The organism is Bacillus sp. 22475 (assembly GCF_052044835.1).
Lineage (GTDB): Bacteria > Bacillota > Bacilli > Bacillales > Bacillaceae_G > Bacillus_A > Bacillus_A cereus.
This window is the reverse complement of sequence record NZ_JBQENW010000010.1, coordinates 62,612-87,566: the sequence shown is the minus strand read 5'-3', so window position 1 is coordinate 87,566 and position 24,955 is coordinate 62,612. Positions and strand designations below refer to the sequence as shown.

Below are 24,955 nucleotides of genomic sequence, written 5' to 3'. Positions count from 1 at the left end.
AAGGAATCCCTTTCTCTATATGTTTTCTGCCATTTCTTCTTTAAATCCGAAGAAGTACGTAAAGATAAATCCGAAAGCATATGCAATTACTAAACCTAAGAAATAGAGTAAATATTTATTGTCAGCAATTAAAGGAATTAAAGATAGCCCTGATACGCCAATTCCAAGAGAAGCTGTTTGCATAACTGCTTGGAATGCACCACCGACAGCCGCTCCTAAACAAGCAGTAATAAACGGTTTCCCAAGTGGTAATGTCACCCCGTATAATAACGGCTCACCAATTCCTAAAAAGCCAACTGGCAATCCACCTTTAATTACGTTACGAAGTCGTTTGTTTTTTGTTTTCACATAAATCGCAATTGCTGCGCCCACTTGGCCAGCACCAGCCATTGCGAGCACTGGTAATAAAGGTGTTACGTGTGTTTGATTAATAAATTCCATATGAATTGGTGTTAAACCGTGATGCAATCCGACCATAACGAGAGGTAAAAATGTTCCCGCAAGTACTGCGCCAGCAAATGCTCCGCCAATATTTAAAATAGCATTAATTCCGCTCGTAATACCATCTGATAAGAAACCTGCTAATGGCTGAATGGCTAACATCGTTACGATACTTACAACTAATACAGTAATGAGTGGTGTCACGATAATATCAACTGCATTTGGCACTGCTTTTCGAACTTGTCTTTCCACTACAACCATAAGCCATGCTGCAAAAATAACTGCAAACAATCCGCCCCGTCCGGGCACTAATGCTTCACCAAACAATTTTACGTTTGCCATCGCCGGGTTGAAAATTAAAATACCAGCAATTGCCCCAAGAACCGGTGTCCCGCCAAATTCTTTCGCTGTATTCCAGCCGACTAAAATTCCTAAGAATGTAAAGATACCGCCGCCAATGAGTAGTAACATTTGTAACCACGTTGCATTTGGATCAGCACCAGCATTTTTCGCAAAGTTAGCAACCCCGTTTATAATTCCTGACGCAACAAGCCCCGGAATTAATGGGATGAAAATACTTCCTATTTTTCGTAAAAAGTTTTTCACCGGTGTATTATTTTTCTTCTTAATCTCTGATTTCATCTCTTGCCCAATATCTTCAAGGTGATGATCTGCTACCTCACCAATTCGTAGTCCTGTCAAACCTTCCATTTCAGCTGCTACTTTATTTACTGTTCCTGGACCAACGACAACTTGAAGAGTCTCATCTTCTATAACGCCCATAACGCCTTCAACTTTTTTCAAAAGGTCCATATTTACTTTACTTTCATCATGAAGCGTTAAACGTAGTCTCGTCATGCAATGAGCAATACTACGAATATTTTTTATTCCCCCAAGTTGCTCCGAAATTTCCTTGGCCATTCTCTCTTCTTTCTTCATAATAGAATCCCCCTCCCTATTACTTTATAATGCTTTCTTCACAAACCCTTTTGCGTATTTTAGTTTCTCCAGTGCTTCCCCATACTCACACTGCAACAACACCATAACAATGGCAGCTTTTACGTTACGTTCTGCCTTTTCATAATACTCTGCCGCTACTTCATAACTAGCGCCTGTTGCTTCCACAATAATTCGTTTTGACCGTTCTACTAACTTTTCATTTGTGGATTGAACATCTACCATTAAGTTTTTATATACTTTTCCTACACCAATCATCGAAGCTGTTGAAATCATATTCAGCACTAATTTTTGTGCTGTACCAGCTTTTAAACGCGTTGATCCTGTTAATATTTCTGCACCTGTCTCTACTTCCACATTTAACTTTGCATATTTACTTATTTCAGCATTTTTATTACAAGAAATACTCGCTGTACTCGCTCCTACGCTCTGTGCGTATTTCAAGCCGCCAATTACGTAAGGAGTTCTGCCACTTGCAGCAATTCCAATCACTGTATCTTTCTCATTTAATCCAATACTTTTTAAATCTTCTTCTGCTAACTCTTCGCGATCTTCGGCACCTTCCACCGCTTTAGTAAACGCTTTCAATCCACCTGCTATAAATCCTTGCACCATTTTATCATCCGTACCAAATGTCGGCGGACATTCCACTGCATCTAGAATACCTAAACGACCACTCGTACCAGCACCAATGTAAATTAAGCGTCCCTCTTCTTCAAAAGATTTAATAACAGTCTGTACAACCTTTTCAATTTGTTCTATCTCTTTTTCAACTGCTAACGCAACAGTTCGATCTTCTCCATTCATACTTTGCAACACTTCTTTTATACTCATTTCATCCAGATTCATTGTTTTCTCATTACGATGTTCTGTCGATAAATTTTCTAACATATTGCCACCCTCTTTGAAATTATATTTCACACTTTTATTATAACTTTAAGAAACTAAAAATCAATAACCCTTTCTTATTTTATGAAATAAAATTTCATAAAATGACATATTTGTGTCAAAGATAATAAAAAAGATGAGTCTCCTCATCTTTTCTTCTACTTTAACTTCCGTAACCGCAACGCTTCTTCTCGCGTCTCCATAAATTGATCCAATACTTTATTGCCAATTCGGTTGAAAGTAATCACATATAAAGCATCAATCATATTCAGTTGCGTCATTCTCGACGCAATACTTGCAATACGATGATCTTGTTCTACATCTGGCATACAAAGACGAATGTCCGCTTCTTTATATAGGGGGGATGATTGATCTAGCTTCGTAATTCCAATAACAGTTGCATCTTGTCTCTTTGCATACTGCGCCATTTCAAGCACATCTCTCGTTCGACCAGATGTTGAAATCGCAACAAATATATCGCCTTCTTTTAAATTTGTCACAAGCGGCAACATCATATGAAAATCAGATAGCATCATCGCTGTAAATCCAAGCCGCGTAAATTTATAAGCCCCGTCCATTGCTGGCGTAGCTGATCCGCCTACTCCGTAAAATATAATTTTATCTGCTTTGACAATACGATCTGCAGCTTTCTCAAGTTCCTTCTTATCTATCGCAGTAACACTCGCCTCAATCGCAGCTTTATTCACATAAGTGACTTTATTAAACAAATCGTACGGTCCATCTTCCGTATTCATCACTGAAAAATCATTTATATTATAATCAGCAATCGTTAATTCACGAACGAGTGCTATCTTAAATGCTTTAAAACTTCCGATTCCAATCGATTTACAAAAGCGAACGACACTCGCTTCACTTGCGCCTGCATTCGTTGACACTTCTTTCGTCGTTAAATTCGGTACAATTTCTGCATTCTCCATTATGTACATGGCAACCTTCTTCTCAGCTGGTGAAAATTGATCCATATTACTTTCAATTTTAAATAGTAATGTTGAAGCTTTCACTATTTAACCTCCACTTCTTACGGTTGCGTTCACTTATTTTCTCTTGCTTCAAGAAGGTAATAACCATCATCGCCAGGAGGATGAAACACATTTACAATGCGATTCCCTTTTTGATAAACAGTTCTTTCCCCTTCTGTCCACTTCTTTTCCCAACCGTTCATCCAAATCGCAACATCAGGTAAAAAAGCAGTATATTTCAGCTTCTGACCGTACTCACCATCTGCTTCTTCCGAAAAAATAGAAACCGGAAAATCTTTCACTTTTGATTCTTTCCATGCAGTAAATGGTATACATACTACAATAAGTACGATTACACCGATAACCTTCTCCTTCGTAATCTTCACACTTCCCTCTCCTTGTCATATCACATACATAGATTTTACCATAATTACAAACCCTTCATGCTATATGATCATTGCTTTTGGGAATAAAAAAAGAGCTTACCTACATCAGATAAGCCCTTCCTCTCTATACAAAATATTTCTTCAAAAGTGGCGGTGTAATAATCGTCGTCAATATAACAACAATAACAATCGCTGTGAAATTTTCTTTCGCTAATAAATTCGCCGTAAGTCCATTTGCAGCGATGATAAGCGCTACTTCACCACGTGATACCATCCCCGCGCCAATACTAATAGAAGATTGGAGGTTAAACCCTGTCAGCCTTGCTCCTAAACCTGATCCGATTAACTTTGTGAAAATCGCAATGAGAGTCATAATAATAATGAACCAAAGCTGGCTTCCAATGCCTTGAAATGTAATTTCCATTCCGATACTTACGAAGAATACTGGAACAAATATTGCATAAGCAATCGGTTCAATTTTATGTTCCACTTCATGCTTATACTCTGTTTGAGAAATAGCAATTCCCGCGGCAAATGCTCCAATAATACCTGCAATTCCCATCATTTCACTGTAATAAGAAAAAGAAAAGCAAATAATAAGAGCCGCGCTAATTAACGCTTCTGTTACACGAAGCGGTACAAGCATTTTCATAATCCAAGGAACGACTTTCCAAGCAATAAAAACAATACTTACAAAGAAAATAATTTTCTTTGCAATGACAAGTGTTATATTCACATCTTGTGTTCCTAAAAAACTCATTACAAATGCCAATAAAATAACGACAATGACATCATCAAATACGGCAGCACCTAAAATTGTTGTACTTTCTCTCGTATTCATTTTTCCTAGATCACGTAGCGTCTGGACCGTAATACTAACCGATGTTGCGCAAAGTAATAACCCTAAAAAAATGGCATGGGACTGTATTAATCCAAACAGCAATCCTGTTACATAACCACCGATGAAAGGAAAAATAATTCCACCAGCCGCTACTGCAAATGAAGATTTCAAGTTCCGGTTTAACTCTTCTAAATCTGTTTCAAGTCCTGCCATAAACATAAGTAACAAAACACCAATCTCACTCAGTTCATCAATTAGTTCAGAACTATTAATAATACCAAGTACAGCCGGACCGATAATAATACCGACAATTAACTTACCAAGTACAGAAGGCTGACCAAGTCTCACGCTAATGTCACCAGCTAATTTCGTACAAAGTAAAATGACGACAAGTTCAAAATAAAATAACATAGCATCTGCTCCTACTTTAACTTTAATCAGTGGGTCGTTAACCCCCGTCCATTTCTGCAAGTAGTTTCCCCTATTGATCCGAATTTTATTTGTCATATTTTTATTTGACAAAATATTCTGAATTATATTAAGATTAATCCAGCAATTTTAAAAAACTACATACCATAACTGTACCTCCATTTCCTTACATACTCTTTTTTAATGGGCTCATACTATAGTCGCAGTTATGGAAATGAAAAAACGGGGGGAGAGTCCACAGTGAAGTCATTATTACGAAAAAAAGCGCTTAGTACTGAATCACCAAAGCAGCTAGATAGAACATTAACTGCACTCGATTTAACATTTTTAGGGATCGGCGCCGTAATTGGGACAGGGATCTTTGTATTAACAGGTATTGTTGCAGCAAAACATTCTGGTCCTGGTATTATGCTATCATTCCTTATTGCTGCATTTACTTGTGCTTGTGTAGCCTTTTGTTATGCTGAATTTGCTTCTTCTATTCCTGTCTCAGGAAGTGTGTATACTTACGCATATATGACAGTCGGAGAAATCGTCGCCTTCATCGTCGGATGGTGTTTAATGCTCGAATATTTACTTGCCGTTGCAGCAGTAGCTGTCGGTTGGTCTGGTTATTTGCAATCATTACTACAAGGATTCAATATACACCTGCCCGCCATAATCGCCTCGGCCCCCGGCGTAGGAAAAGGTGGTCTCATCGATTTACCAGCTGTCTGCATTTTACTTCTTATTACTGGCCTTTTAAGTTTTGGTATACGTGAAAGTGCACGCATTAATAATATTATGGTTCTTATTAAACTAGCTGTTATCATTGCCTTTATCGTAGCAGGTGCAAAATATGTAAAACCTGAAAATTGGACACCGTTCATCCCATTCGGATACGACGGTATTATTACTGGGGCTGCCACTGTGTTCTTCGCCTTCTTAGGATTTGATGCAATCGCAACCGCTGCAGAAGAAACGAAAAAACCGCAGCGTGACTTACCAATTGGTATTATCGGTTCTCTTCTTATTTGTACTGTTTTATATATGATTGTATCTTTCGTTTTAACAGGTATGGTTCCTTATACGCAATTAGACGTCTCTGATCCAGTTGCATTTGCATTGCATTTCGTTGGTGAGGATACAATTGCAGGACTACTCGCTGTCGGAGCGATGACTGGAATGACAACCGTTCTCTTAGTCGTTATGTATGGACAAGTTCGCGTTTCGTATGCAATGAGCCGTGACGGTCTACTTCCAAAAGCGCTAGCACGTGTAAATAAAAGAGTAAAAATCCCTTTATTAAATACGTGGATTACTGGCGTTGTTGCCGCTTTATTAGCAGGACTTTTAGATTTACATTTGCTAGCGAATTTAGTAAACATCGGCACGTTAACAGCCTTTACATTCGTTTGCTGCGCAGTACTTATTTTACGAAAAACACATCCTGATTTAAAACGTGGATTCCGTACACCTTTCGTACCTGTATTACCAGTTGTCGCGATTCTTTGCTGCTTATATTTAATGATCAATTTGTCTAAAACAACATGGATTAGCTTTGCAGTTTGGCTTATAGTCGGCTTATGCTTCTATTTCTTCTACTCTAGAAAACATAGTCATTTAGCTATTGAAAAAACAAATGATGAAAAGAAAAAAGCATAACAAAGTAGCTCGCCGATAAAACGGCGAGCTACCTTCATATCTTATTATTTTTTTTCGTCAACGATTGTAAAATGATGAATATGCCGATGCAAGCTGTAAACCATGCCCAATTTCCTATTGGCGTTGCGTATTTAACAATTCCAATACCTACAAGTAATAGAAAAATAATCACCTGATATATGAGCTTCCACTTTTGCATATATTCCCTCCTTTACTTCGTTCCCTTCTTTTTCTTCTTCCATGCATTTAAACTATCAAAGAAGAAATTAATAAATAACGTGCCTAAACCCGCTAATAAAAACGTCATTAAAAATAGAACCCATATACTTTTTTCTTTTAAGAAATAATATCCTACAAGGAGCACAACCGCGATCCATACATATTCAAGAATTCTTTTTAGCTTTTTCTCTTCCAAATTATTCGCTCCTTCATTCTATACTAATTTTAGTATAACAAAAAAGAAGCCTATCATGATAAGCTTCTTTTCTTCTCTCTTATTTGTTTATGCTTTTTTCAACAAGTGAAATCGTATACTCTAATGTACGATTCATCGTTTCTACCTGTTCATCTTTTACTTGCACATCTTTTAATACAGCTTCTGCAACTGTAATTTTTTGTTGCAATGATTTTACTGAACCATCTGTTACATTTGCATCTTGCGCTTTTTTCACTACTACTTTTGCAGATTCAATATTGATTTGTAATTTTTCTTTCGGTGTTTTCGGTTGTTCTACTACTTTAGATTGTACAAATGTTACATTAGCTGTTTTTAATTCGTTATATGTTTGAACGATTTGCTCTCCCGTACTCCCTACATTTTCAAACACTTGTTTTGCATTATTATAGCTTTTCTCTAATTCTTGAAATGCTTCCTTTGAATATTGACCTGGCTTATCACCAAACTCATACGTACCAGCTAACACTTCTTTCACTTTTCCAAGCTCTTCATATAACGCGTTTACTTGCTCTAACTTTGTGCGGTTAGAAAACTCATTGTACGCCGCTAATACTTCTGAAGAACTTAACGCTTTACTATATAATTTCGCAAGCGCGATTTGTCCATTTAACGGAATACCACCATTTCCGTTACTATCAGGATCCGCTCCAAATGCAAATGGTACGTTTGGATGATACACTTTCCCAGTAGCTGGCTGACTATTTACTTTTTTACCATCTACGTAAATTGCCACTTCACTTCCGTTATACGTTCCTGTTAAATGATACGTTTTGTTCGCTTCTAATTGAACTCCAACACGTTTATAGCTGCCACCAATGTGAGCCCATAATTCAACATATCCACTTCCTGTAGACTCAAATCCAATTCCGCCGCCTTCTGTATTTTGCAAGATGCCTTGTCCGCGAATTTCATTCATTGAAAATACAGTTTCTAACGTAAACGTATTTGCTATTTTCTCTTTTTGTGCTGCTGAAAATGGAAGATATCCAAATGTATTTGTTTTTCCGTTTAACTTCATAACATTCTTTTTCAATGCTTTATCATATTCAATAGTCACATTGCCCTTCACATCACCTTTTGTACCAAATGGTGAATTGTCTTTAAATGTACCATCTGCAAAGTTTACATCGAAAACATCAGCTTTTGGTACTTTCACATTCGGGTCAATATTATCTTTTTTCGTAGTAATTTCCGCAGTTAACGGCTGCGCAGTTTCATTGCCGAATGAATCGATTGCAACGACTTCAAGTGTATATGTTTTCCCGCCATCTAACCCTGCAAGCGTAAACGTAAGATCTTTCGGCACTGGATCACGGTAAAACTCTGAGAATGCTAACAATTTATTTTTTATTTCACCCGTTTGCTTATCTCTAGCTTGTACACGGTAAGAGTGAACAAGAAGGTTGTCCAATGCTTGCGGGAATGTTACTGTTGCCGCATTTTCTGTTACATTTGATACAGCAAGCTTTGCATCCTTAGCAAAGTAAGGCTTTTCTTTATCACGATCTTCTACATGTGTAAATGTTTCTTTCTTTGCTGGTAATTTAATTTTCCAAGGCTCGCCTGTCCAAGAATTCGTATGGAAATCACGACGATTAATCGTTACTTCTTTATCATCTACTTCTACTAATAAACCTTGGCTTAACGTACTAGCTCCTGGCGGGATATTCCCTTGTACTTTACCACCTTCAACTTCCATATAACTTACTGAAGATGTACCAACTGATGTAAAGTCTTTTTGATGTATCGATCTCGGATCATCTAATGGATAATGTGAATGACCTGAAAACGTAATAACTTGTGGGTATTCTTTTAATACCGCATTAATTTTTGCGCTATCTTGTGTTCCCCATTCATGACTACCGTATACTGTCTCTTTAATGTGTTGATGTAAAAATACAAAAATCGGTTTTTCTGGATCATCTTTTTGCGCTTTCGCTATTTCTTCTTTTAACCAATTAATTTGCTTGTCTGAATAATATCCATGAGTTGTTCCATTCTCTGGAGACATAACAAGGAAGTGATAACCTTTTACCACTTTATGATAATAAATTGATTCCATACCTGTTTTTTCTAAAAATCTCTTTTGCGCTCCAGCTTCTGATAAGCCATTCCAATAATCATGATTCCCTAGAGAATTCATTCGTACCGCATCTTTATTTGCATTTTCATTATATACTTGCATGAAACGATCATACTGTTGTACCGATCCTGAATCAGTAAAGTCTCCCACAATTACGAACGCATCTTGCTTCGGTGCTAATGCATTAAACTGTTCAATCGCTCTTTTCCAGCGAAACGTATCATCCATTCCACTATTTTTAATATGTACATCACTTACAACTGGAAAAACTATCTTCTTCTCACTTAATGCCTTTTCTTGCTTTTTCTCTTCTGCTTTAACTGATGTGCTCCATGGAAATGATACGAATGCTAATACAAAAACCATCAATAATCCAATAAGGCCTTTTACTTTTCGTAAATCAGTTCTGTCCACGTAAATCCTCCTCATATAATGAATTAATTACAATGGTTATTGTATCGAACACATATTAACTTCGTTTAAAGTGAAAATGAAATTTATTTAACTTTTGTAAATATACAGTCAATTTTCTGTAACATCCAACATTACTTGTATTATCTTATACAACTACCCTGTGTCTAACAGACTCTTATTCATTATTATGATTTGGAAGCCTATTAAACAAACTTTCCTGAAATTTTTCGCCCCTTTATTAACACAACTATCGTTTTCCAACATTTAATAGTAATAAAAAGAAAGTATGAAGGGAGGAGCTACTAATGGCTTGTAAAAAAAATATCGGCTGTTATGCCCCTTTATCTATCATCTGCCCTCCCTATGATCCACCTAATCCACCAGAACCACCAGGCTGTGAGTTAGTTACAAATGAATTTGCCGGTAATTTTCTTATAACAAAAGAAATTCCACCACCTTCTGAAAATCCTACATTAATCTTATGGGAAGGAGATGGTGTAGTTAAAATATCTGGTACCATTTCTGTGTATAATAGTACTAGTAGTACTGCAGGAATTACCGTTCAAATTATCGGAAAGGTGACAAATACTTTTACAGTCTATCCTGGCAACACAATGTCATATACAGGTCAATCCTTACAATCTGTGGCTATCATTGATATTCCAAATAACCCAACCCGATATATGGAAGGAAAATATTGTTGTCAATTCTCATTTTGCTTATAAATTTCTTCACCACCTTAACTTACAAACTATATAAAAAAGCATACCACTTGGTATGCTTTTGCTTATGAAATTGGATAACGTACTGTCAGACATAATTGTCCTTGGCTTACTCCCGTTCCTGTTGTTACAATTTGAATTGTAGTAAAGTATCTTACTGTAAATGATCCACTGCTTTGTGGTTGTACAGTAATTGTATTCACCACTGTCGCTCCTACTAAAAAATTCACCGTAATTGGAGCTGTACCTACATCATATTTCACATAACCTGATGCATATAAATCTTGCGTAATATTATTCGTATACACTGTTTCAGTTACCGCACCAGTAGCAGCCCAATCTATACATACCTGATCTTGAACAAGTGTTTTACTGGAACAGCATGATAAGTTAGAATTGTACATCTTAGCCCTCTCCTTTTCTATTATGAAAGTGGATAACGTGTAGTTATACAAAACTCCCCTTGATATGTTCCAGCTGTTGCAGCAGGTAAAGTTACTTCAATTGTTACGAAACGACGGTACGTAAAAGCTATACTTGTTCCTGGGTTTAATGTTTGTGTATCAATTGTAGCGCCTGCTGCATCTAAAACTGTCAGTGTGATCGGAGCCGGTCCGACGTCATATCGAACAAACCCTGTTCCAATCATATTTTGATTAATATTATTGTTGTACAGTACATTCGTAATAGCAGTCGCCACTACAGTTCCTGACCACGGACTACACACTTTATCTTGCACATAATTTTTATCTGGACAACAAGTTAATGCTGACCCTGAGCACTCACAAGACATAGTTGTTTCCCCTCTCTCTTTTATATTCCCTATATGTGTATGTCCCTCAGAGTCTTTTGCCTGTACTATTCATCTATTTTCAAAAAATATTCAAATGACTAAATAGATTCCGTTTTATTTCTTTTCTTTATATATTTATAGACAAAGATACTAGCAACGATAAGAATAACGCCTCCTAATATTGGTAGCATATATTGTCCAACAACGTCCGCTGCCTTTTCCCAATGCGGACCTAATTTCATTCCAAAATAAACATACAAAGTCGTTAACGGGAACATTGCTACAAATGTATATATACTAAATTTCCATATGTTCATTTTCGCCATACCACACGGAACAGAAATAAGCGTTCGAACTCCTGGTACAAAGCGTCCAACAAATGCTACAACCGGTCCATATTTCTCAAAGAAATCATCTGCTTTTTGAATTTGTTCTTCTTTAATGAAGAAGTATTTCCCGTATTTTATTAATAGAGGACGACCGCCGTAATAACCGAGTGCATATAACGTTAAAGGTCCTGTCGTTCCGCCCAGGGTTCCGGCTAGTACAGCAAGCCAAAAATTCATATCTCCCTCGTACACCCAATAACCAACCATGGGCAAAACTACTTCTGCTGGAATAAATTCAAACGTTAATGCTAACACAACTCCAAAATAAGAAAACTGCTTTAAAAACTCGATTATATCTAAAATAATTTGCTCCATATTTTTAACTCCTATCCTACGTTTACGTTATGCTTTTCTTGTAATTGAACTGGCGCCATTTTTACAATTCGATTCAAAATGAATAACACAACTCCAATATCATCTAAAATACCGATAAACGGTAAGAAGTCTGGAATTAAATCGAGCGGCATCGCAACATAACCAACTAAAAACGCAATAGATAAAATTTTCTTCTTTATTGAAACCTCTTTTGAAGTGAAAAAGTCAAATAGGAATGGAACAAATCGGCGAACATGAAATACAACTCTTAATCTACTAATAAGTTTTTTCATTTTTATTTCTCCTCTCTTTGTATACGAAAAGGACCCTACCAAATATGGTAAGGGTCCTCAAAAAGACAGAAAGGGGCCTTTACCATTGCTGGTAAAGGTCTCACTAACAACGAAACGTTGCCAATAAAGCCGAGGGTTTCTCCCTGTAATGACGACTTTATTGTAATAAGTTACTCCCCTTTATACACAATTTTATACACTCACATTAAAATATTTCAGAGGGCTTGTCAATATATTTTATATTCCAATCCCTTCCGTAAAAAACAAAAACGTATAGGAAATTTCTTACTATCTCATAATATACATAACCATTTTTGAACGAAAGGAGATGTTTCATTTGCATACCGTCTGGAAAGGTGCACTTTCACTTGGACTATTAAATATAGGAATTAAACTATACAGTGCCGTAGAAGAAAACGATATAAAATTTTTAAGCCTCCATAAAGAATGTTTAACACCTATTAAATATAAAAAATTTGCTCCTGATTGTACGGATGAAGAAATTGATGATACAGATATTGTAAAAGCCTATGAATATGCACCTCATAAATACATTATTATGGATGAAAAAGAATTAGCTACGTTGCAAAAAGCTCACGAACCACGATCCATTCGGATTATATCTTTTGTCCAAAATAACGAAATCGATTCTGTTCTTTATGATCGCTCTTATTTTATAGGCCCTACCCCAGGACATGAAAAATCGTATTTATTATTAAAAGAAGCTCTTGAACGTACAAATAAACTTGGACTTATTCATATTTCTATTAGAAAAAAACAACATTTAGCTATTATCCGTAACTTTGAAGATGGACTAATGTTACAAACCATCCACTACCCTAATGAAATTCGCGATATAACAAATACACCTAACTTACCAAGTAACGAAAATTATCCTATACAAAAACAAGAACTCACCGCAGCAATTAATTTAATCCACCACCTTACAAATCCTTTTGAACAAGAAATGTATACAGATGAATATAAAGAAGCCCTTACCGAATTAATCGAGAATAAAATTGAACAACAGGAAAAAACTGAAACAATCTCTCCAGCTCCGAACATCATTAATATTATGGAGACATTACAGGCAAGCATTGAACAAGCAAAAATAAAAAGAGACAATAAAACAGAAAAAGAGGCCAAATAAAATTGACCTCTTTTTCTTTAAAGCGGATTACATTTCGGCATTTCCAGCCCAGACGATTGAGCTAGTTTTAATAAGTAGTAACATTCCTCTCTTGCCATATGATCTGCCATTCTAGCTGATAGTGCACTTAATACTTCATGAGATAACTCGAGCTCTTCCACTTCATGTAAAAAATGCGAAAATAATTTCAATTCAAGTGAAACATCTTTGGTAAACTTCTTTAATGCTGGAAAATGATGAAGCTCCGTTCGTAAATATCCAGTCATCTCAACTGCCTTTAAGTAAAATTGTTCAAAATGCTTCGTAAATTCTTCGCTTTTCTCTTTCAATCTTTTTTCAACAAGATCTAGCCCACCAGAAATAGAACCCGCATGACCAGCCGCATCCGTTAACCAAACGAGATGATAATGCAATTCATGAAAAACAGGCGGAACTTCCCCTTTCTTCAAAAACTCTAAAACTGTTATATACTCTTCCACTTCGTTTACCATATGATTAATAAAAGTTGGCGTAAAATGAATCGTAATTTTCCCTTCCAACTGCTTCTGTATAATATTTAATTTAAACGCCCGAATCTCCTTAGCGGCTTGTTCTGCCTCTTTTGAAAATGCCATCAGATTCACATTCCGAACTTTATTTAACAAATTCGTAAATGTTTCAACAAAGTAAGTAGCTTTTTTTATATCCTCTTTTTCCTTCGGAGCTAATGCATCCAGTAAAAATTGTGCATGATCAGTAAGTACTTTTAACCAAAATTGATGCTCAAACAACGCACTTTCTTCGTAATTTCTCTCCACTAAATCCCCTCCGTCTATTCATCCTTCTCTATCACTTGAAGTTTATATCCATCCGGGTCTTGTACTACAATACTCTTCTCACTTTTGTTTTCTGTATATGCGATTTTATAAAATACTAACCTCTTCTTTATATTCTCTATGTTAGAAATTGAAAACGTTAGAACATCAACTGAGTCCGTAACACTCTTCTCACGCCCGCCCAAACTGCGATTCATCACAAAACTAATTCTCGTTGAATCAGTATCATACCAAACCCCTGTAACATCTAATTGTGGCCTTTCTGAACTAGGTGTTATCCCTAAAATCCCTTCATAAAAATACAGAGTTTCCTTTAAGTTCTTTACTTCTAACACGATTAAATTCTTTACATTCTCCACATTCATTCCCCCTGTACTTATTACTTTTTTATATGTGTCATAAATGCTCATTATGTCTGAATACAATACGTAGTAATGAACATGTAAGGAGGTTTATTCATGAATAAATATATGAGATCATTCGTGCCCTATCATAGTCCTCTCGATCCTTGTCCTCCTATCGGAAAAAAATATTATTCTACTCCTCCGAATTTATTTTTAGGTTTTCAACCGCCGAATTTACCGCAATTCACACCAAAAGAAGCGCTACAAAAAGGAACTTTATGGCCTGTTTTTTATGACTATTATGAAAATCCTTATAAAAAAGGGCGGTGACTACCGACGTGACTCAATCGCTACCAGAAGAATATTATCAGCTTTTACTGGAGCTTCAAGAACTAGACTTTGTACTAGTTGAGCTAACTCTTTATTTAGATACACATCCAGATGATACCGCTGCTATTAATCAATTTAATGAATTCTCTTATAAACGAAGAGTGTTAAAACAAAAGATAGAGGAAAAATACGGGCCACTCCAACAATTTGGAAATAGCTATTCTAACGCTCCTTGGGAATGGAGCAAAGGTCCTTGGCCATGGCAAATATAAAGGAGAGAAACTATGTGGATTTATGAAAAAAAATTGCAATACCCAGTTAAAGTAGGAACTTGCAATCCAGCACTCGCAAAATTATTAATTGAACAATATGGCGGTGCAGATGGAGAGTTAGCTGCTGCACTCCGTTACTTAAATCAGCGATATACAATTCCTGATAAAGTCATTGGCCTCCTTACCGATATTGGTACAGAAGAATTTGCTCATCTTGAAATGATTGCTACGATGGTTTATAAGCTGACGAAAGATGCGACTCCTGAACAGATGAAGGCAGCTGGTCTCGATCCTCATTACGTCGACCATGACAGCGCACTTCACTACCATAACGCAGCTGGTGTTCCATTTACTGCAACCTATATACAAGCTAAAGGCGATCCAATTGCCGACCTATACGAAGATATTGCGGCTGAAGAGAAAGCACGTGCCACATATCAATGGCTTATTAACCAATCTGACGATCCCGATATAAATGATAGCTTGAGATTCTTACGTGAACGAGAAATTGTCCATTCACAACGTTTCCGAGAAGCAGTTGAAATTTTAAAAGAAGAACGTGATAAAAAAATATTTTTTTAAAACACATATCCTAGCGATATGTGTTTTTTTACGTTTAAAGTTAAATCCTTCCTATATTAAGCATATAAATAGTATATTTATTCAATTTTACGCATTATTTTAAAATATTTTTAAAATTCCCTATTGCTTTCTAGTCATCAGACCTTTAAAATAATAACAGTTACTCGACAAATTGTTTGAATTTTCGACAAAAACACTCATTAGGAGGAGTTTCTTTATATGCGTACAACTTTAAAACCAGCGCAAATACTTTCGATTAGTTTATTACTATTCGCAGTTTTCTTCGGTGCTGGTAATATGATTTTTCCACCTCTTCTCGGTCTTTCTTCCGGAGAAAATATGTGGATTTCCATTACAGGATTTATTATTACAGACGTCGGTTTATCTTTACTAGCTATCGTCGCTGTTGCCCTTGCCGGTGGTAGTTTTAACACTTTAGCAAGCCGTGTTCATCCAAAATTCGCAGCAGTATTCGCTATCATTATTTATCTTTCAATCGGCCCACTATTTGTTATTCCACGAACTGGATCTGTATCTTACGAAATTGGGATTGCACCACTTTTCCCAGACCAATGGTACTCTATGTTAGTTTTTAGTGCTATTTTCTTTACAGTCGTCTACTTCTTATCATTAAATCCATCAAAATTAGTAGATCATATCGGAAAAATATTAACACCAATTTTACTTGTAATTATTGCAATTATGGCAACAAAAGCAATTCTTTCACCAGGAACGTTTGCAGAGCCTATCGGTGACTATAAAGATATCCCATTTTTCAAAGGATTTCTTGAAGGATTTTTAACGTTAGATGCAATTGGAGCACTTGTATTATCAACGATTGTTGTAAATGCAATTCGTCAAAGCGGTGTACAAGACAAGAAATCAATTGCGAAATATACAATTATTTGCGGAAGCATTGCTGCCCTATTCTTAACAATTGTTTATTTCTTACTCGGTTATATTGGCGCTTCAAACGGAAACTTAGGACAATTCGAAAACGGCGGTCAGCTATTAGCTACTGTTATGTACCAATTCTTTGGGACAAGCGGTAATATTTTATTAAGTATCGCCATTATCTTCGCTTGTTTAACAACAGCAATCGGCGTTGTAAGTGCATTCGCCAACTATTTTGCAACAGTATTAACGAACGTTTCTTACAAAAAGCTCGTACTATACGTTTGTATCTTTAGCTTCGTGATTTCAAACTTAGGTTTAAGTTTATTAATCAAAATTACTTTACCTGTATTAATTATTTTATATCCAATTACGATTATTTTAATTTTCGTATCATTTATAGATAAATATACGAAACGTAAACCTTCTGTCTACATCGGAGCAATGATCGCAGCATTCATTATTAGCTGTATTCATGCACTTGATAATGTGGGAATGATACCAAGTTTTATTGCGAATATCGTACACACCATTCCTTTTTACAACTTAGGAATCGGCTGGATCGTTCCAGCAATAATTGGTGGTATAATCGGATACTTTATTCCGCAAACAGAAGCTGAAGGCGAAGTTTCTACAAAATAAAGAAAAGAAGCAAGCATGAAATACATGCTTGCTTCTTTTTATTTTCACATCGTATGCTTAAAAGTAAATAACTCTTCTTTCGACTGCACAACAGATTGTTCCTCTTCTACAACATCCTTCTTTAGCTCTCCTCCTAACCTTATTTTCATCATCGCCTCTTCGATACTTTTTACAATCATATTTCCTGAAAAAATAGTAAGTCCAAAAAATGTAATCGGAACGAGAGGGATCCACGGATTCACTGTTAATGACCTAAAGTATACTCCAATTAAACCTGACCATTCATGCGTATAAGATTCCACCTCTTTTATTTGTCCACCAAACATTACAGTCCCACCAAAGAACACTTCAAGTAATCCTAAGTGCAGTAAAATAGTAAGAGTCTGCGTAAACTGCTGAAGAAATACGAGTATAAACGGCATATAGAGATGCGGAAAAATATGTTTTATAACAATATGTCTTCTCGATCCACCTAATATGCGCGCGGCATCAACAAATTCTTCCGTTCGCAATTTACGAACTTCCTTCGCAACATACAGTGCAATAACCGGCATTACAAGCAGTACAAGTAATACCACTTGAAACGAAGCCCTTTCAAAAAAGGTTGTTGTCTCCTCTCCGCTTCCAAATGCATTTGCAGATTGAAGAAAAAAATACGCAATCATAACTGTCGGAATAACTGTAAAACTATCGAAGAAAGCCTCAATTTTTGAAAATCCTCTTTTTATATACGTTCCGAGTACGACACCGAAAAACACACCTATTACCATTCTAAGTGCCGCAATTAAAATAGATATACCAATCGTCCACTTCGCGCCCTCAATGACTAAATGTAACAGGTCATACCCTTTCCGGTCTGTCCCGAGTAAAAATTGTAATGAAGGTGGAAACGGTGGCACTTGTGGATTTTCATCCGCATCATATTGCAATGTAACTTGTCTAATATGTCCATCATTCCATAACGTATTTCCGATGCTCAAAAGAACTAATAGGAGAAGAAACCCAATGCTTATCCAAAATCTTTTATCACGTTTTATATACGTCCACATATTATAATCTCTCCTTCATCGCAGCCGGAATGAGATAATGAAACAATTTAAATAAAATAAAAATCGGAATATATATAAGAAGCACACTAACGATGAAAACCTCAACTCTAATACCAAAATACGATTTCAAAAACATAAAAATACCACCCGTATTAAAAATCCATTCTATAATATATAAATTAGATAACATAAAAAAGATATTCGTTTTCGCAAAGAATAATGTACTAAGCAACACATTTCGTAAAATATGACGATTTAAAATATGAAAGCGCCCCAGCCCTTTCGCCTTAGCAAATAGTACATAATCTTTTTCTAATTCATTTTCAAAACGAAGCACGACCATTTTTACAAACATAATCGTAGTCGGGATGCTCAAACATAATATTGGCAACCCCCTAATCGACTCGCCTCCAATTGAAGCAATTTGAAAAGGTAAAAAACCTGTTTGTTTAAAAAACCATACAACTAAAATTTGTGATACTAAAATAAGAAGGATATCTGGAATGGATTCTAGGAAGATAAGAAATGATTTAATTCGATGTTGTATACGCGGTGAACTACTCATAATTACATAAACAATACAAAATGCTACAAATAATGAAATAAAAAAAGCAGCTAAAAAAATAATAATCGTTTCTTTATAATGGACGAACAGCTGCGGAAATAAAAATTTACCTTTCACATATTGCAAATTGGAAATATCCATTAAGTTCACAAACACTTCTTTTAAACTCTGTATGTACTTTGATACATCCAGCTTAAATCCATAAAACAATTTCGGCAGAGCCCCTAACATAATAATCCCCAAAATCGAAATAAGAAATTGAATCGTCACTTCCATTCCATTCAAAAATACTTTTTTGATCATTTTCGCCCTTCTCTCTCTATAATTTACCCCTTAATTTTATTCTCAATTTTCTGAATTGTAAATATTCAACACATAAAAAATCGCTAGGTTATGACCCTAACGATTCTTTATGTAACTGTTTTTCTCTTTTCGCAAATGGCATATACAAAATAAAACACCCAATAAGCGCTGCGAGTTCTAATGAAATAATATAGTAAGGATGCGGTCCTAACATATCGAGTAATGAAGCAGTTTCTAGCTTATGAGCTAAAAACATATAGTTTCCACCCGTTTTGTAATTCACAAACGAAACAATTGGAATCAATATGTTTAAAAATATCATTGTGCGTTTAATAGATTGTACTGTCGGACGATACCCTTCTACCCAAGTCATAAAGAGCGGTGCCCAAATAAGCAATACATGTGCGATAAAATATTCAATGAAGCGAAAATGCGGAAAAGTATACTGCAAGTTCGGCGTTAAAATGGCTTGTGATGCACCAATAATTCCTGTGAAAAATACAATCTCATATATGCGGTAACTTTTCGTTACAATCATAATCGACGCTAATAATAAACTAATCGTACATAACTCAAACGGTAATGAAGTGCCTAGCTCAAAAATCCCTGCTTTCCATTCCCACATATGAAGCCCAATTTCACTCCCTATAAATAGAAATGCAATCGCATATCGAACCGTTATATTCCACTCACTTTGACGTAATACATCTTGGTATTGATACAGAAAAAATATCCCCACCAACATAATAAATAATATAAGGACGTGTTGTCTTGAGTATGGAATAAACGATTTTAATGGATGCGCACTAAAATAAGCTTCCATCTTCCTTCCTCCTCTCCTCCATACAATATTATTGTAAGAAAGAAACAACGAGTCAATTCATTTGCTTATACTAGGACAACCTCTACCTTACATTTACATATTCATACCTTACAAAACTGTAAGGTTATTGTAAGCTAAAACGATTTGTCAGATTCTTCTCCTCTTCTATACTTAATGTAGATACTAAAACGAACGAAAAGGTGATAAATAGATGAAGAAGAAAAATAAAGTGTTAATTACTAGTGTAGTAGCAATTGGAATTGCAGCTGGATCATACTTTGCATTTGCTGGGGGCGGTTCGGATGTAGCAATGGCATATAGCGGATATAAAGTAACCGAAAAACAAATCCAAAACGCGCAAAAATTTGGTGGCGAAGTTATTCCAAATGGAATTGAAACTATTTCATTCGATCCAACAAAAGGAACATATGAATTAGCTGTTAAAAAAGGCGATGAAGTGAAAAAAGGTCAGCTTCTGTTTAAATACAATGATCCGACTGCGAAACAAGGTGTAACAGAAGCAGAAATGCAAAAGAAAATCGCACAAAAAGAAGTAACGTTGCTCCAAAAACAAATTGATTCAGCGAAACAAAAATTACAAAAAGATAAAAATGCAGGCCTTCCTGCTGAAGCATTAAAAGCATCAGAAGCCGAAGTTGGGCAATTAGAATCACAAATTGAAATGAAAAAGTTTGAAGTTGAAAAAGCTGATGAAATGATTAAAGTAGCAAAAGAGAAAGTAAACAATCTTTCTGTAACAAGTCCTGCTGATGGCGTAATTGATGATATCGTAAAAACTGCTGACGAAAAAACAGGTATGAGCGGAATTACTCTTCGTCACGCTGGTCAATTTAAAGTAAAAGGTCAACTTTCTGAATATGAGCTTGCTAGTATGAAAGTTGGGCAAGAAGTAACTGTTTCATCAAAAACTGTCGCTGGTAAGACTTGGACAGGAAAAGTAACAGAAATCGGTTCTACACCTTTAAAGAGCATGGATGAAAATAAAACTGTTTCTAATTACCAATTCACTGTCACATTAGATAATAGTGACGAACTACAAAACGGCTTCCACGTTTACGTAACAAGTAAATCTGGCGAAGCAACTGGTACAATTATTCCGAAAAGCAGTATCGTGAAAAAAGGTGACAAAAATGTTGTCTTCGTTGTAAAAGACGGTAAAGCGAAAGAACAAGCAGTTACTGTTGAATTCGAGACTGATAGCGAAGCAAAAGTTTCTGGAGTGAAAAAAGGAGAGGAAATTATCTCTAAGCCTGAAAAAGACTTAAAAGATGGTATGGAGGTTGTCGCCCAGTGATTAACTTAAAAGGCATCACGAAATCCTTCCAAAATGGTGCAGAGTCCGTTCAAATATTACACGGAATTGATGTAACACTGAACCAAGGAGAATTCACTTCGATTATGGGACCTTCTGGTTCTGGTAAATCAACATTAATGAACATTATCGGTTGCTTAGATAAACCGACGACAGGTACGTACGAACTAGCTGGTCAAAACATTTCAAACATGTCTGAAACAGAACTTGCACACGTACGTAATAAAGAAATCGGATTCGTATTCCAAAACTTCATGTTATTACCTAGACTTACAGCACTTCAAAATGTAGAGCTACCTCTTATTTACGCTGGAGTCGATAAAAAAGAAAGACGTGAGCGCTCGTTAGCTGCTTTAACAAAAGTAGGCTTAGCTGATCGCGCTACTCACTTACCGAACGAATTGTCCGGTGGGCAAAAGCAGCGTGTCGCTGTTGCACGTGCAATCGTAAATAACCCAAAATTCATTTTAGCCGATGAACCGACGGGAGCACTTGATACGAAAACAAGCACACAAATTATGGACCTCTTTTACGAATTAAATAAACAAGGCTCAACAATTATTATGATTACCCATGATCGTGAAATCGGGGAAGCTGCAGCACGTCAAATTGTAATTCGTGACGGAAATATCGTCCAAGATTGGAGAGGTTAATTTTGAATACGAGTGAAAATATACGCATGGCCCTTTCCTCTATCTTTGCTCATAAGATGCGTTCTATCTTAACAATGTTAGGTATTATTATCGGTATTAGTGCCATTATTACTATCATCTCAATGGGTGATGGTACAAACGCAAAGTTTAAAAAAGAATTAGGCCAAGGAAAAGATAATGAAGTAACGATTTACTACAACAACCCTGATTACGGAACAGATAGTGCCAAAATCACACCTGATATGCTAAACCGTCTGCAAACTGTACCAGGCGTTAAAGATGTATATCCAGACGTAAGTATGAAAGTAAAAGCATCTGCTGGTTCAAAAGATGTAAATCTTGATTTAAAAGGTGGAACAGGCGCCTTTATGAAAGATTCGAAAATAAAATTAGTTCACGGTCGTGAATTAAATGACAGTGAACTAAACCAAGCAATCCCTGCTGTTATATTAAATGAAGAAGCTTTCAACAAATTATTTAGTGGTTGGGAATCAAACCAATACACAGATATAAAAGGAAAGCCTTATAAAATAGTTGGTGTATACGAAACGAAAAACGACTTCGGAATGCCTATGCCTGAAGGTTATACGTCACTTGAAAACGCGCCTGTCATTTCAGGAGTAAATGAGTATGACTCTGTAAGATTAACAATGACCTCTCCGACAGAACGTAAAAGTGTAGAAAAACAAGCTGTTTCTGTCTTAAACGAAATGAAAGCTCCTAAATTTGAGCACAAATTCGAAGCACAAGATTTAGGTAAATTTACGAAACAACTAGACGAATCAATCGGTATGATGAAAATGGTATTCGGTGGTATTGCTGCTATCTCCTTACTTGTTGGTGGTATCGGTGTAATGAACATTATGCTTGTATCTGTAACAGAACGTACACGCGAGATTGGTATTCGTAAAGCACTTGGTGCAACACGTGGTAAAGTATTAACACAATTCTTAATCGAATCTTGTATTTTAACAGGACTTGGTGGTTTCATCGGATTCATGCTCGGTATTTTCTTCGCTTGGATCGTCTCAATCTTTGCTGGATGGCCACTCGTTGTCTCAAAAGAACTTGGACTTCTTGCAGTAGGCATTTCAATGCTAATCGGTATTGCATTCGGACTATTACCAGCTAACAAAGCTGCAAAACTTGATCCAATTGAATGTTTACGATATGAATAAACAAAAACGTAGGAGTTTACACTCCTGCGTTTTTTATTTACCTATTAAATCGAGTTTCTTCTATTATATATGTTTCACGTTACAACTATCATTCTAATACTCTTCATTATTTATAGGTACTAAGGCTATTATCTAATCCTATTATTGCAAAAATACTATGTAACAGACAAAAATCAAGGCGTAATTTTTTCCATGCTTCGACTGATTTTGTAACAATTATATCGATATTTCATTAAATTTCACCTCATTTATATCTTTTTACATCTAAAAAGGTTATTATTCCATAACTATCTTTTCATTCAGACAGTAAAATACGCTATTTTTGTAACACTATAGATATCAATAAGAAATATCACCGTAACATTATTAATGTTATTGTAATTGAAATACTACTCATTTTGTGTTTTATACGCCCTAATACGCCAAAAAACAACAAGGAAGCGCTATCAGGATATTTATGGAATTGTTACAGAATATTAATGCCCCGTTACGAAAGCTTTGTAATTTTATGTTTTTCGCAAATAAGAAAATAATGGTTGCTATAATGAGGTCAACGAAAACAAATGCAATGGAGGCTATTATGAAAAAATTTATGGGTATAGCAACAGCAGCGGTTTTTGGTCTTGGGATTTTCACAACATCTGCTAAAGCAGAAACGATCGTAACGACTGACGTACTAAACGTACGAGAAAACCCAACTACTGAATCAAAAGTTGTAGGAAAATTATTAGATGGATATAAAGTAAATGTTTTACATACAGAAAATGGTTGGTCAAAAGTTACATTGAATAGCGGTAAAGAAGCTTTCATAAGCGCTGACTATACAAAAGACACTTACTACGTAACAGCAAACGTATTAAACGTACGTGCTAGTGCAAACACAGACTCAGAAATTCTTGGTAAGTTGAAACAAGATGATGTAATCGAAACAACACACCAAGTGCAAAATGACTGGATTCAATTTGAATATAACGGAAAAACAGCTTATGTTCATGTTCCTTACTTAACAGGTAAAGCACCAGTTAAAGTTCAACCAGCAGTTAAAGTTGAAAAAACGACTAAAGTTCAAGATACAGCTAAAGTTCGTGAAGCAGTTAAAGCTGGAGAAGTAGCTGAAACTCAAGCAAAAGCTAAAGCTCAAGAAGCAGCTAAAGCTCGTGAAGCGGCAGAAGCTCAAGCAGAAGTTAAAGCTCAGGAAGCAGCTAAAGCTCGTGAAGAAGCTAAGGCTCAAGCAGAAGCTAAAGCTCAGGCAGACGCTGAAGCTCAAGCAGAAACTAAAGCTCAAGAAGCGGCTAAAGCTCGTGAAGAAGCTAAAGCTCAAGAAGTAGCTGAAGCTAAAGCAGCGGCTAAAGCTCAAGAGGCAGCTAAGGCTCAAGCAGAAGCTAAAGCTCAGGCAGACGCTGAAGCTAAAGCAGAAACTAAAGCTCAAGAGGCAGCAGCTGAAGCTCGTAAAGCAGCTAAGGCTCAAGAGGCAGCTGATCGTGAAGTGGCTAATAAAGCTCAAAAACCAGCTACACAACAACCTGTTGCAAAAGAAACTGAGAAAAACACACAATCTTCTTCTCGTGAGTTCCAAGTTGTAGCAACAGCTTACACAGCAGATCCACTTGAAAATGGTTATAAAGCAGGCGACCAAGTAAAATCAGCTTTAGGTCATAACTTAACAGCTAATCCAAACATGAAACTTATTGCAGTTGATCCAAGTGTAATTCCATTAGGTTCAAAAGTATGGGTTGAAGGTTACGGAGTAGCAATCGCTGGTGATACTGGTGGAGCTATTAAAGGTAATAAAATCGACGTTTTAATGCCAGATAAAGGTACATCAAGTAGCTGGGGACGTAAAACAGTTACAGTTAAAGTATTAAACTAGTTAGTAAAAAAAGAGTCAGTCTGAAGTGACCCCTAAAAGTTAGACACGGTTATTTCATTAGGCAGCTTGATAAAAGTGAGTCCGGTATTGTACCGGGCTCATTTTTAATTTTGCCTTAAT

General features: G+C 36.1%; 28 protein-coding genes. 11 read left to right on the top strand and 17 right to left on the bottom strand.

Translation table 11 applies throughout. From position 1 onward, the window contains the following. Positions 1-15: 15 nt before the first annotated feature. The 5 genes from ACTJJY_RS17585 to ACTJJY_RS17565 all read right to left on the bottom strand — a co-directional run bounded on the left by ACTJJY_RS17585 (position 16) and on the right by ACTJJY_RS17565 (position 5,000). Positions 16-1,380: a PTS transporter subunit EIIC gene (locus ACTJJY_RS17585; RefSeq protein ID WP_000711293.1), complete on the bottom strand. Its 1,365-nt coding sequence runs from the start codon at positions 1,378-1,380 to the stop codon at positions 16-18. Positions 1,381-1,404: 24 nt separating this feature from the next. Beyond that, on the bottom strand, positions 1,405-2,289 hold the full coding sequence (gene murQ, locus ACTJJY_RS17580; RefSeq protein WP_000892367.1) for an N-acetylmuramic acid 6-phosphate etherase: 885 nt from the start codon (positions 2,287-2,289) through the stop codon (positions 1,405-1,407). 155 nt (positions 2,290-2,444) lie between these two features. Continuing rightward, entirely contained in the window at positions 2,445-3,308 is an 864-nt protein-coding gene (locus ACTJJY_RS17575; RefSeq protein WP_440606132.1) for a MurR/RpiR family transcriptional regulator, read from the bottom strand. A 29-nt stretch (positions 3,309-3,337) separates the two neighbouring features. Next, entirely contained in the window at positions 3,338-3,652 is a 315-nt protein-coding gene (locus tag ACTJJY_RS17570) for an outer surface protein (RefSeq protein WP_322359996.1), read from the bottom strand. 124 nt (positions 3,653-3,776) lie between these two features. Further along, positions 3,777-5,000 (bottom strand): cation:proton antiporter, encoded by a 1,224-nt coding sequence (locus ACTJJY_RS17565; RefSeq protein ID WP_071731171.1) that lies wholly within the window; start codon positions 4,998-5,000, stop codon positions 3,777-3,779. A gap of 162 nt (positions 5,001-5,162) precedes the next feature. Here ACTJJY_RS17565 and ACTJJY_RS17560 point away from each other — a divergent pair, with 162 nt between their 5' ends. Next, complete coding sequence (locus ACTJJY_RS17560) at positions 5,163-6,566, top strand: amino acid permease (protein ID WP_440606131.1); 1,404 nt, start codon at positions 5,163-5,165, stop codon at positions 6,564-6,566. Positions 6,567-6,600: 34 nt separating this feature from the next. Here ACTJJY_RS17560 and ACTJJY_RS17555 read toward each other — a convergent pair whose 3' ends face one another. The 3 genes from ACTJJY_RS17555 to ACTJJY_RS17545 form a co-directional block, all read right to left on the bottom strand. Then, positions 6,601-6,765 carry a hypothetical protein gene (locus tag ACTJJY_RS17555; protein WP_377821356.1) on the bottom strand — a complete coding sequence of 55 codons (165 nt, stop codon included), beginning with the start codon at positions 6,763-6,765 and terminating at the stop codon, positions 6,601-6,603. Positions 6,766-6,777: 12 nt separating this feature from the next. Continuing rightward, positions 6,778-6,981 carry a hypothetical protein gene (locus ACTJJY_RS17550; RefSeq protein WP_000391504.1) on the bottom strand — a complete coding sequence of 68 codons (204 nt, stop codon included), beginning with the start codon at positions 6,979-6,981 and terminating at the stop codon, positions 6,778-6,780. Between the two features lie 79 nt (positions 6,982-7,060). Next, positions 7,061-9,520, bottom strand: coding sequence for a LamG-like jellyroll fold domain-containing protein (locus ACTJJY_RS17545; RefSeq protein ID WP_440606130.1), 2,460 nt, complete (start codon positions 9,518-9,520; stop codon positions 7,061-7,063). A gap of 305 nt (positions 9,521-9,825) precedes the next feature. Between ACTJJY_RS17545 and ACTJJY_RS17540 the strand changes: the two genes are divergently transcribed. After that, entirely contained in the window at positions 9,826-10,245 is a 420-nt protein-coding gene (locus ACTJJY_RS17540) for an S-Ena type endospore appendage (protein WP_327641579.1), read from the top strand. A 62-nt stretch (positions 10,246-10,307) separates the two neighbouring features. Here ACTJJY_RS17540 and ACTJJY_RS17535 read toward each other — a convergent pair whose 3' ends face one another. The 4 genes from ACTJJY_RS17535 to ACTJJY_RS17520 form a co-directional block, all read right to left on the bottom strand. Then, positions 10,308-10,646: a DUF3992 domain-containing protein gene (locus tag ACTJJY_RS17535; RefSeq protein WP_000282809.1), complete on the bottom strand. Its 339-nt coding sequence runs from the start codon at positions 10,644-10,646 to the stop codon at positions 10,308-10,310. 20 nt (positions 10,647-10,666) lie between these two features. Further along, entirely contained in the window at positions 10,667-11,035 is a 369-nt protein-coding gene (locus ACTJJY_RS17530) for a DUF3992 domain-containing protein (RefSeq protein ID WP_001277547.1), read from the bottom strand. 98 nt (positions 11,036-11,133) lie between these two features. Continuing rightward, positions 11,134-11,739 carry a DedA family protein gene (locus ACTJJY_RS17525; RefSeq protein WP_431149142.1) on the bottom strand — a complete coding sequence of 202 codons (606 nt, stop codon included), beginning with the start codon at positions 11,737-11,739 and terminating at the stop codon, positions 11,134-11,136. An 11-nt stretch (positions 11,740-11,750) separates the two neighbouring features. After that, positions 11,751-12,032, bottom strand: coding sequence for a YkvA family protein (locus tag ACTJJY_RS17520; RefSeq protein ID WP_097961950.1), 282 nt, complete (start codon positions 12,030-12,032; stop codon positions 11,751-11,753). A 337-nt stretch (positions 12,033-12,369) separates the two neighbouring features. Here ACTJJY_RS17520 and ku point away from each other — a divergent pair, with 337 nt between their 5' ends. Continuing rightward, positions 12,370-13,182, top strand: a complete 813-nt coding sequence (gene ku / locus ACTJJY_RS17515) for a non-homologous end joining protein Ku (RefSeq protein ID WP_440606129.1) — start codon at positions 12,370-12,372, stop codon at positions 13,180-13,182. A gap of 17 nt (positions 13,183-13,199) precedes the next feature. On the opposite strand, the gene ACTJJY_RS17510 is transcribed toward ku, so the two are convergent. Both ACTJJY_RS17510 and ACTJJY_RS17505 read right to left on the bottom strand, forming a co-directional pair. After that, complete coding sequence (locus ACTJJY_RS17510; protein WP_000440975.1) at positions 13,200-13,979, bottom strand: DUF2935 domain-containing protein; 780 nt, start codon at positions 13,977-13,979, stop codon at positions 13,200-13,202. A gap of 14 nt (positions 13,980-13,993) precedes the next feature. Beyond that, positions 13,994-14,407, bottom strand: coding sequence for a VOC family protein (locus tag ACTJJY_RS17505; protein WP_440606206.1), 414 nt, complete (start codon positions 14,405-14,407; stop codon positions 13,994-13,996). A gap of 48 nt (positions 14,408-14,455) precedes the next feature. On the opposite strand from ACTJJY_RS17505, the gene ACTJJY_RS17500 reads away from it, so the two are divergent. The 4 genes from ACTJJY_RS17500 (at position 14,456) to brnQ2 (ending at position 17,061) form a co-directional block, all read left to right on the top strand. Beyond that, positions 14,456-14,671: a spore coat associated protein CotJA gene (locus ACTJJY_RS17500; RefSeq protein WP_001046257.1), complete on the top strand. Its 216-nt coding sequence runs from the start codon at positions 14,456-14,458 to the stop codon at positions 14,669-14,671. A gap of 8 nt (positions 14,672-14,679) precedes the next feature. Next, positions 14,680-14,943, top strand: a complete 264-nt coding sequence (locus ACTJJY_RS17495) for a spore coat protein CotJB (protein WP_440606128.1) — start codon at positions 14,680-14,682, stop codon at positions 14,941-14,943. A 12-nt stretch (positions 14,944-14,955) separates the two neighbouring features. Then, entirely contained in the window at positions 14,956-15,525 is a 570-nt protein-coding gene (gene cotJC / locus ACTJJY_RS17490; RefSeq protein ID WP_000265276.1) for a spore coat protein CotJC, read from the top strand. A 219-nt stretch (positions 15,526-15,744) separates the two neighbouring features. Further along, positions 15,745-17,061 carry a branched-chain amino acid transport system II carrier protein BrnQ2 gene (gene brnQ2 / locus ACTJJY_RS17485; RefSeq protein WP_440606127.1) on the top strand — a complete coding sequence of 439 codons (1,317 nt, stop codon included), beginning with the start codon at positions 15,745-15,747 and terminating at the stop codon, positions 17,059-17,061. A gap of 44 nt (positions 17,062-17,105) precedes the next feature. On the opposite strand, the gene ACTJJY_RS17480 is transcribed toward brnQ2, so the two are convergent. From ACTJJY_RS17480 to ACTJJY_RS17470, 3 genes are all read right to left on the bottom strand, one after another. Continuing rightward, positions 17,106-18,110 carry an ABC transporter permease gene (locus ACTJJY_RS17480; RefSeq protein ID WP_440606126.1) on the bottom strand — a complete coding sequence of 335 codons (1,005 nt, stop codon included), beginning with the start codon at positions 18,108-18,110 and terminating at the stop codon, positions 17,106-17,108. Between the two features lies 1 nt (position 18,111). Beyond that, positions 18,112-18,978 carry an ABC transporter permease subunit gene (locus tag ACTJJY_RS17475; protein ID WP_440606125.1) on the bottom strand — a complete coding sequence of 289 codons (867 nt, stop codon included), beginning with the start codon at positions 18,976-18,978 and terminating at the stop codon, positions 18,112-18,114. Positions 18,979-19,066: 88 nt separating this feature from the next. Then, positions 19,067-19,801, bottom strand: coding sequence for a YwaF family protein (locus ACTJJY_RS17470; RefSeq protein ID WP_440606124.1), 735 nt, complete (start codon positions 19,799-19,801; stop codon positions 19,067-19,069). 211 nt (positions 19,802-20,012) lie between these two features. Between ACTJJY_RS17470 and ACTJJY_RS17465 the strand changes: the two genes are divergently transcribed. From ACTJJY_RS17465 to entC, 4 genes are all read left to right on the top strand, one after another. Further along, a complete protein-coding gene (locus ACTJJY_RS17465) occupies positions 20,013-21,116 on the top strand; it encodes an efflux RND transporter periplasmic adaptor subunit (RefSeq protein WP_440606123.1) in 1,104 nt (367 codons plus the stop codon). Next, a complete protein-coding gene (locus ACTJJY_RS17460) occupies positions 21,113-21,787 on the top strand; it encodes an ABC transporter ATP-binding protein (protein ID WP_000609100.1) in 675 nt (224 codons plus the stop codon). Before ACTJJY_RS17465 ends, ACTJJY_RS17460 begins: the two co-directional genes overlap by 4 nt. A gap of 26 nt (positions 21,788-21,813) precedes the next feature. Further along, entirely contained in the window at positions 21,814-22,965 is a 1,152-nt protein-coding gene (locus ACTJJY_RS17455; protein WP_440606205.1) for an ABC transporter permease, read from the top strand. 457 nt (positions 22,966-23,422) lie between these two features. Beyond that, positions 23,423-24,835: a cell wall-binding protein EntC gene (gene entC / locus ACTJJY_RS17450; RefSeq protein ID WP_440606122.1), complete on the top strand. Its 1,413-nt coding sequence runs from the start codon at positions 23,423-23,425 to the stop codon at positions 24,833-24,835. The last annotated feature ends 120 nt before the right edge of the window (positions 24,836-24,955 follow it).

Bases quoted from the DNA above. Each gene is read 5' to 3' on its own strand.
- ACTJJY_RS17585 (WP_000711293.1), bottom strand. From the start codon at position 1,380: ATGAAGAAAGAAGAGAGAATGGCCAAGGAAATTTCGGAGCAACTTGGG.
- murQ (WP_000892367.1), bottom strand. From the start codon at position 2,289: ATGTTAGAAAATTTATCGACAGAACATCGTAATGAGAAAACAATGAAT.
- ACTJJY_RS17565 (WP_071731171.1), bottom strand. From the start codon at position 5,000: ATGACAAATAAAATTCGGATCAATAGGGGAAACTACTTGCAGAAATGG.
- ACTJJY_RS17555 (WP_377821356.1), bottom strand. From the start codon at position 6,765: ATGCAAAAGTGGAAGCTCATATATCAGGTGATTATTTTTCTATTACTT.
- ACTJJY_RS17540 (WP_327641579.1), top strand. From the start codon at position 9,826: ATGGCTTGTAAAAAAAATATCGGCTGTTATGCCCCTTTATCTATCATC.
- ACTJJY_RS17535 (WP_000282809.1), bottom strand. From the start codon at position 10,646: ATGTACAATTCTAACTTATCATGCTGTTCCAGTAAAACACTTGTTCAA.
- ACTJJY_RS17530 (WP_001277547.1), bottom strand. From the start codon at position 11,035: ATGTCTTGTGAGTGCTCAGGGTCAGCATTAACTTGTTGTCCAGATAAA.
- ACTJJY_RS17525 (WP_431149142.1), bottom strand. From the start codon at position 11,739: ATGGAGCAAATTATTTTAGATATAATCGAGTTTTTAAAGCAGTTTTCT.
- ACTJJY_RS17520 (WP_097961950.1), bottom strand. From the start codon at position 12,032: ATGAAAAAACTTATTAGTAGATTAAGAGTTGTATTTCATGTTCGCCGA.
- ACTJJY_RS17505 (WP_440606206.1), bottom strand. From the start codon at position 14,407: ATGAGCATTTATGACACATATAAAAAAGTAATAAGTACAGGGGGAATG.
- ACTJJY_RS17500 (WP_001046257.1), top strand. From the start codon at position 14,456: ATGAATAAATATATGAGATCATTCGTGCCCTATCATAGTCCTCTCGAT.
- cotJC (WP_000265276.1), top strand. From the start codon at position 14,956: ATGTGGATTTATGAAAAAAAATTGCAATACCCAGTTAAAGTAGGAACT.
- brnQ2 (WP_440606127.1), top strand. From the start codon at position 15,745: ATGCGTACAACTTTAAAACCAGCGCAAATACTTTCGATTAGTTTATTA.
- ACTJJY_RS17480 (WP_440606126.1), bottom strand. From the start codon at position 18,110: ATGTGGACGTATATAAAACGTGATAAAAGATTTTGGATAAGCATTGGG.
- ACTJJY_RS17475 (WP_440606125.1), bottom strand. From the start codon at position 18,978: ATGATCAAAAAAGTATTTTTGAATGGAATGGAAGTGACGATTCAATTT.
- ACTJJY_RS17470 (WP_440606124.1), bottom strand. From the start codon at position 19,801: ATGGAAGCTTATTTTAGTGCGCATCCATTAAAATCGTTTATTCCATAC.
- ACTJJY_RS17465 (WP_440606123.1), top strand. From the start codon at position 20,013: ATGAAGAAGAAAAATAAAGTGTTAATTACTAGTGTAGTAGCAATTGGA.
- ACTJJY_RS17455 (WP_440606205.1), top strand. From the start codon at position 21,814: ATGGCCCTTTCCTCTATCTTTGCTCATAAGATGCGTTCTATCTTAACA.
- entC (WP_440606122.1), top strand. From the start codon at position 23,423: ATGGAATTGTTACAGAATATTAATGCCCCGTTACGAAAGCTTTGTAAT.